This window comes from Flavobacterium sp., from assembly GCF_041392005.1.
Lineage (GTDB): Bacteria > Bacteroidota > Bacteroidia > Flavobacteriales > Flavobacteriaceae > Flavobacterium.
Genome location: NZ_JAWKMX010000001.1, coordinates 61,215 through 79,723, shown reverse-complemented (window position 1 = coordinate 79,723; position 18,509 = coordinate 61,215). Strand labels below are relative to the sequence as shown.

16 protein-coding genes and 4 tRNA genes are annotated in these 18,509 nt (G+C 34.0%); all 20 read left to right on the top strand.

The annotated features are described in order from the left end of the window. Positions 1–29: 29 nt before the first annotated feature. Positions 30–926, top strand: coding sequence for a ComEA family DNA-binding protein (locus tag R2808_RS00415; RefSeq protein ID WP_371268948.1), 897 nt, complete (start codon positions 30–32; stop codon positions 924–926). Between the two features lie 29 nt (positions 927–955). Next, entirely contained in the window at positions 956–2,125 is a 1,170-nt protein-coding gene (locus tag R2808_RS00410) for an acyl-CoA dehydrogenase family protein (protein ID WP_371268947.1), read from the top strand. 212 nt (positions 2,126–2,337) lie between these two features. Next, positions 2,338–2,886 carry a transposase gene (locus tag R2808_RS00405; protein ID WP_371268946.1) on the top strand — a complete coding sequence of 183 codons (549 nt, stop codon included), beginning with the start codon at positions 2,338–2,340 and terminating at the stop codon, positions 2,884–2,886. 336 nt (positions 2,887–3,222) lie between these two features. Beyond that, positions 3,223–3,606 (top strand): hypothetical protein, encoded by a 384-nt coding sequence (locus R2808_RS00400; protein ID WP_371268945.1) that lies wholly within the window; start codon positions 3,223–3,225, stop codon positions 3,604–3,606. 214 nt (positions 3,607–3,820) lie between these two features. Next, a complete protein-coding gene (gene rpsU, locus R2808_RS00395) occupies positions 3,821–4,015 on the top strand; it encodes a 30S ribosomal protein S21 (protein WP_371268943.1) in 195 nt (64 codons plus the stop codon). 67 nt (positions 4,016–4,082) lie between these two features. Next, positions 4,083–4,982 (top strand): tyrosine-type recombinase/integrase, encoded by a 900-nt coding sequence (locus R2808_RS00390; RefSeq protein WP_371268942.1) that lies wholly within the window; start codon positions 4,083–4,085, stop codon positions 4,980–4,982. Between the two features lie 33 nt (positions 4,983–5,015). Next, complete coding sequence (hpf, locus tag R2808_RS00385; protein ID WP_371268940.1) at positions 5,016–5,318, top strand: ribosome hibernation-promoting factor, HPF/YfiA family; 303 nt, start codon at positions 5,016–5,018, stop codon at positions 5,316–5,318. 91 nt (positions 5,319–5,409) lie between these two features. Beyond that, positions 5,410–5,483 (top strand) — tRNA-Thr (locus R2808_RS00380). A 66-nt stretch (positions 5,484–5,549) separates the two neighbouring features. Further along, a tRNA-Tyr gene (locus R2808_RS00375) sits at positions 5,550–5,631 on the top strand. A 28-nt stretch (positions 5,632–5,659) separates the two neighbouring features. Continuing rightward, a tRNA-Thr gene (locus R2808_RS00370) sits at positions 5,660–5,731 on the top strand. 59 nt (positions 5,732–5,790) lie between these two features. Beyond that, on the top strand, positions 5,791–6,978 hold the full coding sequence (tuf, locus tag R2808_RS00365; protein WP_371268939.1) for an elongation factor Tu: 1,188 nt from the start codon (positions 5,791–5,793) through the stop codon (positions 6,976–6,978). Positions 6,979–7,036: 58 nt separating this feature from the next. Beyond that, positions 7,037–7,107, top strand: a tRNA-Trp gene (locus R2808_RS00360). A gap of 14 nt (positions 7,108–7,121) precedes the next feature. Then, complete coding sequence (gene secE, locus R2808_RS00355; protein ID WP_371268938.1) at positions 7,122–7,316, top strand: preprotein translocase subunit SecE; 195 nt, start codon at positions 7,122–7,124, stop codon at positions 7,314–7,316. A gap of 8 nt (positions 7,317–7,324) precedes the next feature. Then, positions 7,325–7,876 carry a transcription termination/antitermination protein NusG gene (gene nusG / locus R2808_RS00350; RefSeq protein WP_371268937.1) on the top strand — a complete coding sequence of 184 codons (552 nt, stop codon included), beginning with the start codon at positions 7,325–7,327 and terminating at the stop codon, positions 7,874–7,876. Positions 7,877–7,936: 60 nt separating this feature from the next. Beyond that, a complete protein-coding gene (rplK, locus tag R2808_RS00345; protein WP_371268936.1) occupies positions 7,937–8,374 on the top strand; it encodes a 50S ribosomal protein L11 in 438 nt (145 codons plus the stop codon). Positions 8,375–8,392: 18 nt separating this feature from the next. Continuing rightward, positions 8,393–9,082: a 50S ribosomal protein L1 gene (gene rplA, locus R2808_RS00340; RefSeq protein WP_371268935.1), complete on the top strand. Its 690-nt coding sequence runs from the start codon at positions 8,393–8,395 to the stop codon at positions 9,080–9,082. Between the two features lie 26 nt (positions 9,083–9,108). Next, positions 9,109–9,600: a 50S ribosomal protein L10 gene (rplJ, locus tag R2808_RS00335; protein WP_371268934.1), complete on the top strand. Its 492-nt coding sequence runs from the start codon at positions 9,109–9,111 to the stop codon at positions 9,598–9,600. 62 nt (positions 9,601–9,662) lie between these two features. Continuing rightward, the gene (rplL, locus tag R2808_RS00330) at positions 9,663–10,034 is read left to right on the top strand and encodes a 50S ribosomal protein L7/L12 (protein WP_371268933.1); all 372 of its coding nucleotides are present in this window, start codon (positions 9,663–9,665) and stop codon (positions 10,032–10,034) included. 240 nt (positions 10,035–10,274) lie between these two features. After that, positions 10,275–14,087, top strand: coding sequence for a DNA-directed RNA polymerase subunit beta (gene rpoB / locus R2808_RS00325; protein WP_371268932.1), 3,813 nt, complete (start codon positions 10,275–10,277; stop codon positions 14,085–14,087). A 77-nt stretch (positions 14,088–14,164) separates the two neighbouring features. After that, a complete protein-coding gene (rpoC, locus tag R2808_RS00320; protein ID WP_371268931.1) occupies positions 14,165–18,460 on the top strand; it encodes a DNA-directed RNA polymerase subunit beta' in 4,296 nt (1,431 codons plus the stop codon). Positions 18,461–18,509 lie beyond the last annotated feature (49 nt).

Sequence of the window (18,509 nt, the reverse complement as noted above, 5' to 3'; positions counted from 1 at the left end):
TTTGCAATTACTTTTTTAAAATAACAACAATGAAAAAAATAAAATCCTGTTTCGTTTTTTCTTCCGAACAACGAAGTGGGATTTTTGTTTTATTAGCATTAATACTGATAACATCTTTTTTGATGTTTTTTTCCGATTCTATTTTCGAAGTATTACAACCTAAAAGTAACCAAAAAGACAATAAAGAATGGCTGGCTTTTCAAACCGAAGTAGATAGTATAAAGAAAGTAAAGCAAAATCAAAAATTTCAAATACAACCGTTTAATCCTAATTTTATTTCCGATTACAAAGGGTATCAATTAGGAATGACCGAAACAGAATTAGATCGTCTTTTTGCTTTTCGAAAACAAAATAAATTTGTGAATTCGGCAAAAGAGTTTCAACAAGTAACCCAAATATCCGATTCGCTTTTGGCTGCAATTTCGCCTTATTTTAAATTTCCAGATTGGGTTAAAAATAAACAAAGTAAAAACTCAGATTTCATTCAAAATTCTAATTCGAAATACAAGCAAGCCAAAATTGAAAAAATAAACCTTAATTCTGCTTCAAAAGAAGATTTAATGAAAGTTTATGGCATTGGCGATAAACTTTCCGATATTATTTTACGCGATAAAGAGAAATTTGGAACTTACGTTTCGTTAGACCAATTGCAATTTGTTTGGGGTATTTCGCCTGAAACATTTGAAAATATTAAAAAATATTTTTTTGTTGAAGCTGATGTTGCCAAGCTAAAAAAACTAAAAATTAACCAAGCTTCTATAAATGAAATTAAGCAATTTCCGTACTTCAATTATTACTTAGCTAAAGATATTGTAACTTATAGAAGTATGAATGGAAAAATAACAACTATTAACGATTTAACAAAAATTAAGGACTTTCCTCAAGAAAAATTACAAATAATAGCCTTATATTTGGAACTAGATTAAAAAAACGTAAAAACAAATAAAGTCCGTATATGAATACTATATATTTTACCGAAGAACATCAATTGTTTAGAGAAAGTTTTCGTAATTTTTTGCAAAAAGAAGTCGTTCCTCATATTGAAAAATGGGAAAAAACAGGAACTATCGAACGATTTATTTGGAAAAAATTCGGCGAAATGGGTTTTTTTGGTATTCGTTATCCCGAAGCCTACGGCGGAATGAATTTAGATTTGTTTTATACGGTTATTTTTTTAGAAGAATTACAAAAAGTAAAATCGGGTGGTTTTGCAGCGGCAATGTGGGCGCACTCGTATTTAGCCATGACGCACTTAAATGCCGAAGGCGACGAACGCATTAAACGCGACTATTTAGCACCTAGTATTTTGGGCGATAAAATAGGTGCATTGTGTATAACCGAACCTTTTGGTGGTAGCGATGTGGCAGGAATGCGAACTACGGCTGTTAAAAAAGGCGATAAGTATGTAATAAATGGCTCAAAAACCTTTATAACCAATGGTGTTTATGCCGATTATTATGTGGTGGCAGCTAAAACACAACCCGATTTAGGTAACAAAGGAATTAGTATCTTTCTTGTTGATACTAAAACCGATGGAATTTCGGCAACAAAACTCGATAAATTAGGTTGGCGTGCTTCCGATACTGCTGAAATTGCTTTTGATAATGTAGAAATTCCACTTCAAAATTTAATGGGCGAAGAAGGAAAAGGTTTTCCGTACATTATGCAACACTTTGCTTTAGAACGATTGGTTATGGCAATTAATGCTCATGCCAGAGCCGAATACGCTATTGATTATACCTTGCAATATATGGCAGAACGCGAAGCCTTTGGAAAAACCATTAATAAATTTCAAGCACTGCGCCATAAATTGGTAGAACACGCAACCGATGTAGAGCATTGTAAAATATTCAACTATACTGCCGTGGCTCGATTAGATAAAGGCGAATATGTAGTAAAAGAAGCCACTATGGCAAAGCTGAAATCCACTAAAGTTGCCGATGATGCTATTTACGACTGTTTACAAATGCTCGGCGGATACGGTTATATGGAAGAATATCCATTAGCCCGATTACTACGCGATAGCCGATTAGGACCAATTGGCGGCGGAACTTCCGAAATTTTAAAAGAAATTTTAGCCAAAATGATAATCGATAATAAAGATTATCAACCAGCGGTAAAGTAAGTTTTTAGAAGCTTAATCCTAATGCTAGCGCGAGCATCTTGCTCGTGCCCACGATACCGAGATCTTCTAGCTCGGGGGTACAAAAAATATAAAAACAAAAAGCAACTTTTAAAAGAGTTATTTTTTTACTAAACACTATTTACAACCTCACGCTGTCGCGAGCATCTTGCTCGTGCCAATAAAAAAATGTTTACTTTTATCTTTTTAAAAAGATGAGTAGAAAATATAAATTTGGAGAAAAAGATGGGGCATATTTTGTTTCATTTGCAACAGTGTATTGGATAGATGTTTTTACGCGAGTAGGTTATTTTGATATAATAATAGAATCGTTAGATTATTGCAGAAAAAACAAAGGAATGGAAATTTATGGGTATTGTATTATGCCAAGTCACGTTCATTTAATTTTTCGTTCCTCACTAGGAAATCCTTCGGGTTTAATGCGAGATTTTAAAGGTTTTACATCAAGAAAAATGTTAAAAATAATTGAAGAAAATATTCAAGAAAGTAGAAAGGAATGGTTACTTTGGATGTTTGAAAAGGCAGGTAAGAAAAATAGTAATGTGAAATTTAGACAGTTTTGGCAACAAAATAATAAACCAATTGAAATTTGGTCTTTAAAAGTATTTGAACAAAAATTAAATTACATACACAATAATCCAATAGCATCGGGATTTGTTACTAATCCAATAGATTGGAAATACAGTAGTGCAAGAAATTATGAAAACGATGATCAAACAGTTTTAGAAATTGATTTGAATTGAATGTGGCACGAGCAAGATGCTCGCGCTAGCGAGGGGTTTAAAAGATTCAATTGGCAATATTTTCTGTTTTTCATAGTTTTGAATATTATTATTTGCAAAAACCATAGTTATTGAGGGGTATAAAAATATTTCAAGTTTGCCAAGACACTTTAGTTTATGAAAAAAATAACAATTATAACAGCAATATTATTAACACTGGCCTCATGTAAAACTCAAGTAGTTTATACTAACAAATATGACCAGTTGAGCCATAAAATTGAAGATATCTCGCTAACATTTTTATAATGTGGAGGAAACAGAAAATCAGAAAAAACATTTCGTGAAAGAAATATCAATTTGAGAAGAGAAATTTTAGAAAGCAACGATTCTATATTTCAGAATATAGACAGTACTTATTTTATCTTATTTGAAGTTTGTGATTATGATTGGACTCACTCTAATTGGAATTTAATAGCAATAGATGATAAACGTTTTTTATATGAAAAAGATGATTTTTTTAAAGATTATAAAATTGAAAATTACGATAAAGATAATTCTGATTTTGAATTTTGTATAGATATGATAAAAAAAGATGACTTGGAAAATCTGTTCAAAGAAAATCATTCAGATTGTATGCAAGATACACATATATTTATCATTAATTCTAAAAATTTGAAAATAATCAGATATATTAAAGTAGATTGTTTTTCCGACCCATATCATGAACTTGAAGGGAGCTGATTTTCTGTCCACGAGTTTCTAGCTCGTGTAAACAAAAATATAAAAGCAAAAAGAAGCTTTTAAAAAAGTTACTTTTGTTGTTAAGTAAACACTATTTACAACACATTCTTAAAAAGACTTTAATAAAACAATAAAAAATAATTCAAAATTTATAATTTATAATTCAAAATAATTTTATAAGTTTGCAGCCTAAATGAAAGGGGGTGCCTAGATTATGTTAATAATACCAGTAAAAGACGGAGAAAATATCGATAAAGCGTTAAAACGCTACAAAAGAAAATTCGACAGAACAGGAACTGTACGTCAATTAAGATCGCGTCAGCAATTTACAAAACCATCGGTTTCTAGAAGAGCTGAAATTCAAAAAGCGCAGTACATTCAAAGATTAAAAGATTCTATGGAATCATAATAAAATCGTTATACAATAAAAATAAACCGTTAACTTTGCGTTAGCGGTTTATTTATTTTGCATCATTTTGAAAACTTCCCAATCCAATATTCAAGCCTATACCGATTATCTTTCAAAGGAAAAGAATTTTTCCAAGCACACCATAAAGGCTTATACTGATGATATAGATGAATTTAATAACTTTACAATTCAAAATTTTGAAACTCCAGCAGAAAATGCTAACTACTCTTTAATTAGAAGTTGGATTGTAGCATTGGTAGATAGCGGTATAACGCCAAATTCGGTTAACAGAAAAATTTCATCACTGAAATCGTTTTACAAGTTTTTATTAAAAATTAAAGAAATATCGGTAAATCCGTTGCTAAAGCACAAATCGTTAAAAACAGCAAAAAAAGTGCAAGTTCCTTTTTCAGAAAAAGAAATGAACGAAGTTTTCGAAATGAATAATTTTCCAGACGATTTTGAAGGAATTCGAAACCAATTAATAATAGAATTGCTTTACACAACAGGAATTCGTCGTACAGAACTTATCGAATTAAAACTATCCGATGTCGATTTTTCTAGAAAAACCCTAAAAGTTTTAGGAAAACGAAATAAAGAACGCTATCTGCCGCTTTTAAACTGTACTATAGCTATCTTGCACACTTACATTAATTTACGACAAAAACTAGAGAATATAACAGATGATAAGTTGTTAATTTTATCTAAAAAAGGAAATAAATTATCGCAATCATTTGTTTATCGATTAATAAATTCTTACTTTAGTAATGTATCTCAAAAAGTAAAAAAGAGTCCACACGTTCTTAGGCATACCTTTGCTACGCATTTGCTAAACAATGGTGCCGATTTAAATTCTGTTAAAGAACTATTAGGTCACGCTAGTTTATCTTCAACACAAATATATACACATAGTAGTTTGGCAGAACTGCAAAAAGTATATAAAGAAGCACATCCTAGAGGAGAGTAATGGTTCTATTGTCTAATTTTAAACATTTTTAATATGAAAGTAAATGTTCAGGCGGTTAACTTTAATGTTGACAAAAAATTGGTGGTTTTTATTAATGAAAAACTCTCTAAATTAGAAAAATATTACGATAAAATAGTTTCAGCTGATGTGTATCTAAAAACCGAAAATACCAGCGATAAAGAAAACAAAATAGCCGAAGTAAAAGTGCGTGTTCCTGGCGACGAATTAATAATAAAAAAAACCTGTAAAACATTTGAAGAAGCAATAGATTCGGCAGAAGAATCGTTAGAAAGAATGATAAAAAAATATAAAGAAAAAATAAGAGCACATGCTTAAAGTAAAAAAACTAAAAAAAAGTTTTGTTTGTAAAATAAATTATATACATTTGCAGTCCGTTAGAAATAGCGGACTTTTTTTATTGATATAAGCCGATGTAGCTCAGCTGGCTAGAGCAGCTGATTTGTAATCAGCAGGTCGTGGGTTCGAGTCCCTCCATCGGCTCTTAATTCTTACGAAAGTAAGTGGCTCTAAATTTAGAGAAAGTTCGTAGAATAATGATAATGGTTTGGGGAGATACTCAAGCGGCCAACGAGGGCAGACTGTAAATCTGCTGACTATGTCTTCGCAGGTTCGAATCCTGCTCTCCCCACAAAACACCTGTTAATGGCAGGGTAAAAGCCGGTGTAGCTCAGGGGTAGAGTGCTTCCTTGGTAAGGAAGAGGTCACGGGTTCAAATCCCGTCATTGGCTCTTGATGTGTATTAAATTTGAACACTAATATATAATAACTAAGATTAAATTATTAAGTCATGGCAAAAGAAACCTTTGATCGTTCGAAGCCCCATTTAAATATTGGTACTATCGGACACGTTGACCACGGTAAAACAACTTTAACTGCTGCAATTACTAAAGTATTAGCAGATGCTGGTTTATCAGAAGCTAAATCATTCGATCAGATTGATAACGCTCCAGAAGAAAAAGAAAGAGGTATTACAATTAATACGTCTCACGTAGAATATCAAACAGCTAACCGTCACTACGCACACGTTGACTGTCCAGGTCACGCGGATTACGTTAAGAACATGGTTACTGGTGCTGCTCAAATGGACGGTGCTATCTTAGTAGTTGCTGCTACGGATGGTCCAATGCCACAAACTCGTGAGCATATCCTTTTAGGTCGCCAAGTTGGTGTGCCTCGTATCGTAGTATTCATGAATAAAGTGGATATGGTTGACGATGCAGAATTATTAGAATTAGTAGAAATGGAAATCCGTGATTTATTATCATTCTATCAATATGATGGTGATAATGGTCCTGTTGTTCAAGGTTCTGCTTTGGGTGCATTAAATGGTGAGCAAAAATGGGTTGATACTGTAATGGAATTAATGAATGCTGTTGATGCTTGGATTGAAGAGCCAGTTCGTGATAATGCAAAACCATTCTTAATGCCAGTTGAAGACGTGTTTACTATTACAGGTCGTGGAACTGTTGCTACAGGTCGTATCGAAACAGGTATTGCTAACACAGGAGATCCAGTTGAAATCATTGGTATGGGTGCAGAAAAATTAACTTCTACAATTACAGGGGTTGAGATGTTCCGTAAAATCCTTGATAGAGGTGAAGCTGGTGATAACGTAGGTTTATTATTAAGAGGTATCGAGAAAACTGATATCAAAAGAGGTATGGTAATCTGTAAACCAGGTTCTGTTAAGCCACATGCTCACTTTAAAGCTGAGGTGTATATCTTGAAAAAAGAAGAAGGTGGACGTCATACTCCATTCCATAACAACTACCGTCCTCAGTTCTATGTACGTACAACTGACGTAACAGGTACTATTAAATTACCTGCAGGAACAGAAATGGTAATGCCAGGTGATAACTTAACGATCGAAGTAGAATTGTTAAGTCCAATCGCTTTATCAGTAGGTTTACGTTTCGCTATCCGTGAAGGTGGTAGAACAGTAGGTGCTGGTCAGGTAACTGAAATTTTAGACTAATTAAAAGTTTAAATATAATAAAATCAGTGTTGTGCACGCAACACTGATTTTTTAACAAACGGGCATAGTTTAAGGGTAGAATCGCGGTCTCCAAAACCGCTGGTGGGAGTTCGAATCTCTCTGCCCGTGCAAAAAAAAGTAAAATGGCAAAATTTACAAATTATATTTCAGAAGCATTTCACGAATTAAAAGCTAATGTAACTTGGCCACAGTGGTCAGAGGTACAGCGCTTAACAATTATTGTAGCAGTTTTTTCTGTTATTTTTGCATTGTTAACTTTTGGTGTAGATCAATTGTTTGTAAAAGCTTTAGAAGGATTTTTTAACATCATAAAATAGCTCTCGTAATGGCAGATAATAATGTTAAAAAGTGGTATGTTGTAAGAGCTGTAAGCGGTCAAGAAAACAAAGTTAAACACTATATCGAAACGGAGAGTGCCCGTTTAGGTATGGAAGATTATATTGCCCAAGTTTTAGTGCCAACGGAGAAAGTTGTTCAGGTAAAAGATGGTAAAAAAACAACAAAAGAAAGAGTTTATTTTCCGGGTTATGTAATGGTTGAGGCTAATTTAACAGGAGAAGTTCCACACATGATAAAATCAATACCAGGAGTAATTGGTTTTTTGGGTGAAACAAAAGGAGGAGATCCAGTTCCATTGCGTCAATCAGAAGTAAATAGAATGCTAGGTAAAGTAGATGAATTAGCTGTTAAAGCAGATAATTTAGCGATACCATACTTAGTGGGCGATACTGTAAAAGTTATAGACGGACCATTTAATGGTTTTAACGGTACCGTTGAAAAAGTAAATGAAGAAAAGCGTAAACTTGAAGTTATGGTTAAAATTTTCGGAAGAAAATCGCCATTAGAATTAAGTTTTATGCAAGTAGAGAAAGTATAATAATTAGTATTTATATATCACATCGCTTCCAATTGTTAGATGTGCTAAATTTTTTTTAAAATGGCAAAAGAAGTTAGTAAAGTAGTTAAACTACAAGTTAAGGGAGGTGCAGCGAATCCTTCGCCACCGGTTGGACCTGCTTTGGGGGCTGCTGGGGTTAACATCATGGAGTTTTGTAAGCAATTTAATGCTAGAACTCAAGATAAACCTGGCAAAGTTTTACCAGTACAAATTACTGTGTACAAAGACAAATCATTTGACTTTGTTGTTAAAACGCCACCAGCTGCTGTTCAAATTTTAGAGGCAGCTAAAGTAAAGTCTGGTTCAGGTGAACCTAACCGTAAAAAGGTTGCAAGTGTTACTTGGGATCAAATTAAGAGTATTGCAGAAGACAAAATGCCCGATTTAAATGCTTTCGAAATTGAAAAAGCAATGAGTATGGTAGCTGGTACTGCAAGATCTATGGGTATAACAGTAACAGGAGATGCTCCTTTTTAATCGTTAAATGAATTAGACATGGCAAAATTGACTAAAAAACAAAAAGAGGCTGCATCAAAAATTGAAAAAAACAAGTTGTATAATTTAAAAGATGCTTCGGCGTTAATTAAACAAGTTGCAACGGCAAAATTTGATGAGTCTGTAGATATTGCGGTTCGTTTAGGGGTAGATCCTCGAAAAGCAAATCAAATGGTTAGAGGTGTGGTAACATTACCTCACGGAACTGGTAAAGATGTTAAAGTATTAGCATTAGTTACACCAGATAAAGAAGAAGAAGCAAAAGCAGCAGGTGCAGATTTCGTTGGTCTAGACGAATATTTACAAAAAATTAAAGACGGTTGGACAGATGTAGATGTTATTATTACTATGCCAGCTGTTATGGGTAAATTAGGACCGTTAGGACGTATTTTAGGACCTCGTGGCTTAATGCCAAACCCTAAAACAGGTACGGTAACTATGGATGTTGCTAAAGCCGTTACTGAAGTAAAATCTGGTAAAATTGACTTTAAAGTTGATAAAACGGGTATTGTGCATGCAGGTATAGGTAAAGTATCTTTCGATGCTGATAAAATCTACGATAACGCACACGAAATTATTCAAACATTAATCAAATTAAAACCAACTGCAGCTAAAGGTACTTATATTAAGTCAATACACTTATCAAGTACTATGAGTCCTGCTATAGCTTTAGATCCTAAAGCAGTATAATTGGTAGTTAAAAAATATTTAGTATCATGACTAGAGAAGAAAAAGCAACAGCGATTCAAAATTTAACTGCACAGTTAGCGGGAGTGGATGTTTTATACTTAGCAGACATTTCAGGACTAGATGCAGATACAACTTCAAACTTAAGAAGAGCTTGTTTTAAAGCAGGCATTAAATTAGAGGTTGTTAAAAACACATTGCTAGAAAAAGCAATGCAATCTTCTGAAACAAATTACGGAGAATTACCCTCAATTTTAAAAGGGAATACTGCAATAATGATTGCCGATGTAGCAAATGCTCCAGCAAAAATTATAAAAGATTTCCGTAAAAAAAGTGATAAGCCTCTTTTAAAAGGTGCTTATATTACAGAAGATATCTATATTGGAGATGATAAATTAAATTCATTAGCAGCTATTAAATCTAGAGCAGAAGTTGTGGCTGAAATCATTGGATTACTTCAATCTCCTGTTCAACGTGTTATTGGTGCTCTTCAAAACAGACCAGAAGAGGCAGCAGAATAATAAGTTGTATTGCATAGCGCACAAATAAATTAATATATTAAAAAATCTTAAAGGTAGAAAAAATGGCAGATTTAAAACAATTCGCAGAACAATTAGTTAACTTATCAGTTAAAGAAGTTAACGAGTTAGCAACAATATTGAAAGATGAATATGGTATTGAGCCTGCAGCTGCAGCTGTAGTAGTAGCTGGTGGTGGAGACGCTGCTGGTGGTGGCGAAGAACAAACTGAATTTACTGTTGTATTAAAAGATGCAGGTGCTTCTAAATTAGCTGTAGTAAAAGCAGTTAAAGAATTAACAGGTCTTGGTCTTAAAGAAGCAAAAGATATCGTTGATTCAGCTCCTACAAATGTAAAAGAAGGCGTTTCTAAAGATGAGGCCGAAGGTCTTAAAAATGCTTTAGAAGAAGCAGGTGCTGTAGTTGAGTTAAAATAATATAACTTAATAATAAGCAAGGTTTAGGTCTTGAGAAATGCTCTCTAAGACCTAAACCATTTTGCGTATAAATACATTTCGTATTTTTTTACGTAAAAAAAATAATCAATTACGAAGAAAAAAATAAACAACTTTCCTGGTTTGTTTTTAAAGATGTATTGATTATTTAAAAAAGGAAGTATAAAATAAATAGTGTTTTTAACACAAAAAATTACTTTTTTAATTAAAATTTATCCATTGATGATTTCGAATCAGACTGAAAGATTAAACTTTGCTTCCACAAAAAATATTCCGAATTATCCCGACTTTTTGGATATTCAGGTAAAATCGTTCCAAGATTTTTTTCAATTAGAAACTAAATCAGACGAAAGAAGCAACGAAGGTCTCTATAACACCTTCATGGAGAATTTCCCAATTACCGATACAAGAAACCAATTTGTATTAGAATTTCTTGATTATTTTATTGATCCACCTCGTTACACTATCGAAGAGTGTATCGATAGAGGACTTACGTATAGCGTGCCCTTAAAAGCACGACTAAAATTATACTGTACAGACCCTGAACACGAAGATTTCGAAACAATAGTACAAGATGTGTATTTAGGAACTATTCCTTACATGACACCTAGTGGAACTTTTGTTATTAACGGTGCCGAACGTGTTGTTGTATCACAATTGCATCGATCTCCTGGGGTTTTCTTTGGTCAGTCTTTTCATGCAAACGGAACAAAATTATATTCTGCCAGAATTATTCCTTTTAAAGGTTCTTGGATAGAATTTGCTACCGATATTAACAGTGTAATGTATGCTTATATCGATAGAAAAAAGAAATTACCAGTAACTACTTTATTTCGCGCTATCGGTTTTGAACGCGATAAAGATATTTTAGAAATTTTTGACCTTGCAGAAGAAATTAAAGTTTCTAAAACTGGAATAAAAAAATATATTGGTCGAAAATTAGCAGCTCGTGTTTTAAATACTTGGCACGAAGATTTCGTAGATGAAGATACTGGAGAAGTAGTATCTATAGAACGTAACGAAATTATTCTAGATCGCGATACCATTTTAGATAAAGATAATATTGAAGAAATACTAGAAGCCGATGTAAAAGCTATTCTTCTACACAAGGAAGATAATAATGCGGCCGATTACACTATTATTCACAATACGCTACAAAAAGACCCTACAAACTCTGAAAAAGAAGCTGTAGAACACATTTATCGTCAATTGCGTAACGCAGAACCGCCAGATGAAGAAACGGCACGTGGTATTATTGATAAATTATTTTTCTCAGACCAACGCTATAATTTAGGCGATGTAGGTCGTTACAGAATGAACAAAAAATTAGGTTTAGATATTGCTATGGACAAACAAGTTTTGACCAAAGAAGATATCATAACTATTGTAAAATATTTAATAGAATTAATAAATTCTAAAGCAGAAATCGATGATATTGACCACTTATCAAACCGTCGTGTAAGAACTGTTGGCGAACAATTATCAGCACAATTTGGTGTTGGTTTAGCGCGTATGGCTCGTACCATTCGCGAAAGAATGAATGTTCGCGATAACGAAGTATTTACACCTATCGATTTGATTAATGCTAAAACATTATCATCAGTAATCAATTCATTCTTCGGAACCAATCAGTTGTCGCAGTTCATGGATCAAACCAATCCATTAGCTGAAATTACACACAAACGTCGTTTATCAGCTCTAGGACCAGGAGGTTTATCTCGTGAAAGAGCAGGTTTCGAGGTTCGTGACGTTCACTATACACATTATGGTCGTTTATGTCCTATAGAAACACCAGAAGGGCCAAACATTGGTCTAATCTCATCTTTAGGAGTATATGCGAAAGTTAATAGTATGGGCTTCATAGAAACGCCTTACCGTAAAGTAGAAAACGGAGTTGTCGATTTAAAAAATGATCCTATCTATTTAAGCGCCGAAGAAGAAGAAGGTAAATTAATAGCACAAGCAAACATAGAGTTAGACAGTAAAGGTAAAATTACAGTAGATAGAGTAATTGCTCGTGAAGAAGGCGATTTTCCTGTTGTAGAACCTACTGCTGTAGATTATACCGATGTAGCTCCTAATCAAATTGCATCTATTTCGGCATCGTTAATTCCGTTCTTAGAACACGATGATGCGAACCGTGCCTTAATGGGATCAAACATGATGCGTCAGGCAGTTCCATTATTGCGTCCAGAATCACCAATTGTTGGTACAGGTCTTGAACGTCAGGTGGCTTCCGATTCTCGAGTATTAATTAATGCAGAAGGAGAAGGAACAGTAACGTATGTAGATGCTAATAAAATTACAATTAAATACAACAGAAGCGAAGAAGATAGAATGGTAAGTTTTGACGAAGATGAAAAAACATACCAACTAATTAAATTCAGAAAAACGAATCAAAGTACTTCAATCAACTTAAAACCTATTGTTAGAAAAGGCGATAAAGTAGAAAAAGGGCAAGTGCTTTGCGAAGGATATGCAACTCAAAAAGGCGAGTTAGCTTTAGGTAGAAACCTTAAAGTAGCTTTCATGCCTTGGAAAGGGTATAACTTCGAAGATGCAATTGTAATTTCTGAAAAAGTTGTTCGCGATGATATTTTTACCTCAATTCACATCGATGATTATACATTAGAGGTTAGAGACACTAAATTAGGTAACGAAGAATTAACAAACGATATTCCAAACGTTTCAGAAGAAGCTACCAAAGATTTAGATGAAAACGGTATGATTCGTATTGGTGCCGAAGTTAAACCTGGCGACATCTTAATTGGTAAAATAACACCAAAAGGAGAATCTGATCCAACACCAGAAGAAAAACTTTTACGTGCCATTTTTGGCGATAAAGCTGGCGATGTTAAAGATGCTTCACTAAAAGCTTCTCCATCATTACGAGGCGTGGTTTTAGATAAAAAATTATTTGCTAAAGCCGTAAAAGATAAACGTAAACGTTCAAAAGATAAAGAAGATGTAGATAAGCTTGAAACAGAATTCGATGTTAAGTACAACGAATTAAAAGACAAGTTAATTGAAAAATTATTTGCTATTGTTGATGGTAAAACATCGCAAGGTGTAATGAACGATTTAGGCGAAGAAGTATTACCAAAAGGTAAAAAATTCACTAAAAAAATGTTACAAGCTGTTGACGATTTTGCACACCTTACAGGTGGTCAATGGGCTACAGATAATCATACCAATAAATTAGTAAACGATTTAATTCACAATTATAAAATTAAATTAAACGATTTACAAGGTTGGTTGCGTAGAGAGAAATTTACCATTACGGTAGGAGACGAATTACCATCTGGTATTTTAAAATTAGCTAAAGTTTACATTGCTAAAAAACGTAAACTTAAAGTTGGTGATAAAATGGCAGGTCGTCACGGTAACAAAGGTATTGTTGCTAAAATTGTACGCCAAGAAGATATGCCGTTCTTAGAAGACGGAACACCTGTAGATATTGTATTAAATCCACTTGGGGTACCATCGCGTATGAACATTGGTCAAATTTATGAAACAGTTTTAGGTTGGGCAGGATTAAACTTAGGTAAAAAATTCGCAACACCAATCTTCGACGGAGCTTCATTAGACGAAATAAATGCTTTAACAGATGAAGCAGGAATCCCTCGTTTTGGACATACTTATTTATACGATGGAGGTACAGGAGAACGTTTCCACCAAGCAGCAACTGTTGGTGTAATTTATATGCTTAAATTAGGCCACATGGTTGACGATAAAATGCACGCACGTTCTATTGGGCCATACTCTTTAATTACGCAACAGCCATTAGGTGGTAAAGCACAGTTTGGTGGTCAGCGTTTTGGAGAAATGGAGGTTTGGGCACTTGAAGCATACGGAGCATCAAGTACACTACGCGAAATTTTGACGGTTAAATCTGATGATGTTATGGGTAGAGCCAAAACTTACGAAGCTATCGTAAAAGGCGAAACTATGCCAGAACCAGGATTACCAGAGTCATTCAATGTATTAATGCACGAACTTAAAGGTCTTGGTTTAGACATCAGATTAGAAGAATAGTTTTTAGTAAAAGGCAAGGTTATATTCATAATCTTGTCTTTTTAAACTTGAAACTTGAAACTTTAAACTAAAAGAAAATGACAAGAGGAAAAGATAAAAATACCGTTAAAAGATTTAATAAAATCACGATAGGTTTAGCATCGCCAGAAGCTATTTTAGCAGAGTCGCGTGGCGAGGTTTTAAAACCAGAAACTATTAATTATCGTACACACAAACCAGAAAGAGATGGTCTTTTCTGCGAACGTATCTTCGGACCAGTAAAAGACTACGAATGTGCTTGTGGTAAATATAAAAGAATACGTTACAAAGGTATTGTTTGCGACCGTTGTGGTGTTGAAGTTACCGAGAAAAAAGTACGTCGCGATAGAGTAGGACATATTAATTTAGTTGTGCCAATTGCCCATATTTGGTACTTTCGTTCATTGCCAAATAAAATTGGTTATATTTTAGGCTTACCATCTAAAAAATTAGACATGATTATTTACTACGAACGTTACGTAGTAATTCAACCCGGTATTGCTAAAGGACCAGATGGAGAAGCTCTAAACAAATTAGATTTCTTAACAGAAGAAGAGTATTTAAATATTTTAGATACGCTTCCTATGGAAAATCAATATTTAGATGATAATGATCCTAATAAATTCATCGCTAAAATGGGTGCCGAATGTATTATGGACTTATTATCGCGTATTAATTTAGACGAATTGTCGTACGAATTACGTCACGCAGCGAATAACGAAACATCGAAACAACGTAAAACAGAAGCTTTAAAACGTTTACAAGTTGTGGAAGCTTTTCGTGAAGCCAATCAAAACAGAGAAAATAATCCAGAATGGATGATTTTAAAAGTAATTCCGGTTATTCCACCAGAATTACGTCCATTAGTACCACTAGATGGTGGTCGTTTTGCAACTTCCGATTTGAATGATTTATATCGTCGTGTTATTATTCGTAACAACCGTTTAAAACGTTTAATGGAAATTAAAGCGCCCGAAGTAATTTTACGTAACGAAAAACGTATGCTTCAAGAAGCTGTAGATTCATTATTCGATAACACAAGAAAAGCATCTGCTGTTAAAACGGAATCAAACCGTCCTTTAAAATCGTTATCCGATTCATTAAAAGGAAAACAAGGTCGTTTCCGCCAAAACTTATTAGGTAAACGTGTTGATTATTCTGCTCGTTCGGTAATTGTTGTAGGACCAGAATTGAAAATGTACGAGTGTGGTTTACCAAAAGATATGGCTGCCGAACTATACAAACCTTTCGTTATTCGTAAGTTAATTGAAAGAGGAATTGTAAAAACAGTTAAATCGGCTAAAAAAATTATCGATAAAAAAGAACCAGTAGTTTGGGATATCTTAGAAAACGTAATTAAAGGACACCCAGTACTACTAAACCGTGCTCCTACGCTTCACCGTTTAGGTATTCAAGCGTTTCAGCCTAAATTAATCGAAGGAAAAGCAATTCAGTTACACCCATTAACATGTACGGCATTTAACGCCGACTTTGATGGTGACCAAATGGCGGTTCACTTACCTTTAGGACCAGAAGCTATTTTAGAAGCACAATTATTAATGCTTGCTTCTCATAATATCTTAAACCCTGCAAATGGTGCACCTATTACCGTACCTTCTCAAGACATGGTTTTAGGGTTGTATTATATGACCAAAGAAAGATTATCAACTCCTGCTTTAAAAGTGAAAGGAGAAGGATTAACTTTTTATTCTGCAGAAGAAGTTGAAATAGCTATTAACGAAGGTCGATTAGAATTAAATGCTCGCATAAAAGTTAGAACTAAAGATTTTAACGAAAATGGAAAATTAGTTAATAAAATTATTCAAACCACCGCAGGTAGAGTATTATTTAACGAAGTAGTTCCAGAAGAAGCAGGTTATATAAATGAAGTATTAACTAAAAAATCGCTTCGCGATATTATTGGTAAAATATTAGCCGTAACAAATGTTCCTACAACCGCTGCCTTCCTAGATAGTATTAAAAATATGGGATACAAATACGCATTCCAAGGCGGATTATCATTCAGTTTGGGCGATATTATTATTCCAGAGAAAAAACACGATTTAATTGCAGACGCTAACGAACAAGTGGAAGGTATTACCATGAACTATAACATGGGACTTATCACAAATAACGAACGTTACAATCAAGTAATCGACGTGTGGACTTCTACAAATGCTTTATTAACAGAATTAGCTATGAAAAATATCCGCGAAGACCAACAAGGTTTTAACTCGGTATATATGATGTTAGATTCTGGAGCAAGGGGTTCAAAAGAACAAATTCGTCAGCTTACAGGTATGCGTGGATTAATGGCAAAACCTAAAAAATCTACTGCTGCTGGTGGCGAAATTATCGAAAACCCAATTCTTTCAAACTTTAAAGAAGGACTTTCAATCTTAGAATATTTTATTTCTACACACGGTGCTCGTAAAGGTCTTGCCGATACAGCTCTTAAAACTGCCGATGCGGGTTATTTAACACGTCGTTTACACGATGTATCACAAGACGTAATTGTAAATTCGGTAGATTGTGGAACTTTAAGAGGTATTGAAGTAACAGCGTTAAAGAAAAATGAAGAAATTGTAGAATCTTTAGGCGAAAGAATTTTAGGACGTGTAGCATTAAACGATGTTATAAACCCATTAAATTCTGAAATATTAGTTGCAGCAGGAGATGAAATAACAACCGATTTAGTTAAGAAAATAGAAGAATCGCCTTTAGAAAAAATTGAAGTGCGTTCGCCTTTAACTTGCGAAGCTAAAAAAGGAATTTGTGCTAAATGTTATGGTAGAAACCTTGCAACTGGTAAAATGGCTCAAAAAGGAGAAGCTGTTGGTGTAATTGCAGCACAATCTATTGGAGAACCAGGTACACAGTTAACACTTCGTACGTTCCACGTAGGTGGAGTTGCGGGTGGATTGTCTGAAGAATCAAGCATTGTTACTAAATTTGCTGGACGTATCGAAATAGAAGACTTAAAAACAGTAAAAGGAGAAGATGCAGAAGGCAAACCAGTTGATATTGTTATTTCTCGTTCTACAGAACTAAAATTAATCGACGCAAAAACAGGAATTGTTTTAAATACACATAATATTCCATACGGTTCAAGCATTTTTGTTAAAAATAACGATGTTGTTGAAAAAGCAACAACAATTTGTAAATGGGATCCTTATAATGGTGTAATTATTTCTGAATTTACGGGTAAAGTAGAATACGAAGATATTAAACAAGGCGAGTCATTCTTAGTTGAAATTGATGAGCAAACAGGTTTCCAAGAAAAAGTAATTTCTGAAGCTCGTAATAAAAAACTAATCCCAACGTTGCATATTTATGGTAAAGATGGCGAATTAATTCGTTCCTACAACTTACCAGTAGGAGCACACTTAATGGTTGATGATGGCGAGAAAATTAAAGCCGGTAAAATTTTAGTAAAAATTCCACGTCGTTCGTCTAAAGCTGGCGATATTACCGGAGGTTTACCAAGAATTACCGAGTTGCTGGAAGCTCGTAATCCTTCAAACCCAGCTGTAGTTTCAGAGATTGATGGTGTGGTTTCATTCGGAAAAATTAAAAGAGGTAACCGCGAAATTATTATCGAATCACGATTTGGAGAAGTTAAAAAATACCTTGTTAAACTTTCAAACCAAATTTTAGTTCAAGAAAACGATTTTATTAAAGCGGGTATGTCATTATCTGATGGAGCTATTACGCCAGATGATATTTTACGTATCAAAGGACCATCTGCAGTTCAACAATATTTGGTTAACGAAATTCAAGAAGTATATCGTTTACAAGGAGTAAAAATTAACGATAAACACTTCGAAGTAGTTATTCGTCAAATGATGCGTAAAGTACAAATTCAAGATCCAGGCGATACGCTATTCCTAGAAGAACAATTAGTTCACACCGCCGATTTTATCGAAGAAAACGATAAATTATACGGAATGAAAGTAGTAGAAGAAGTTGGTGATTCGGTTAATTTAAAAGCAGGACAAATAGTTTCGCCGCGTCAATTACGCGATGAAAATTCGTTACTAAAACGAGAAGACAAAAACTTAGTTGTAGCTCGCGATGTTATTCCAGCTACCGCAACTCCTGTTTTACAAGGTATTACTAGAGCTTCATTACAAACTAAATCATTCATATCGGCAGCGTCTTTCCAAGAAACAACTAAAGTATTAAATGAAGCTGCTGTTGCTGGTAAAATAGATACATTAGAAGGATTGAAAGAAAATGTTATTGTAGGACACCGTATTCCTGCAGGTACAGGTATGCGAGATTATGATGATATTCTTGTAGGTTCTCAACAAGCATTTGATGAAATAATGATTGGTAAAGAACAAAATTTTTAAACAAAATTTTAACATAACAAAAACCTAACAGTAAAAACTGTTAGGTTTT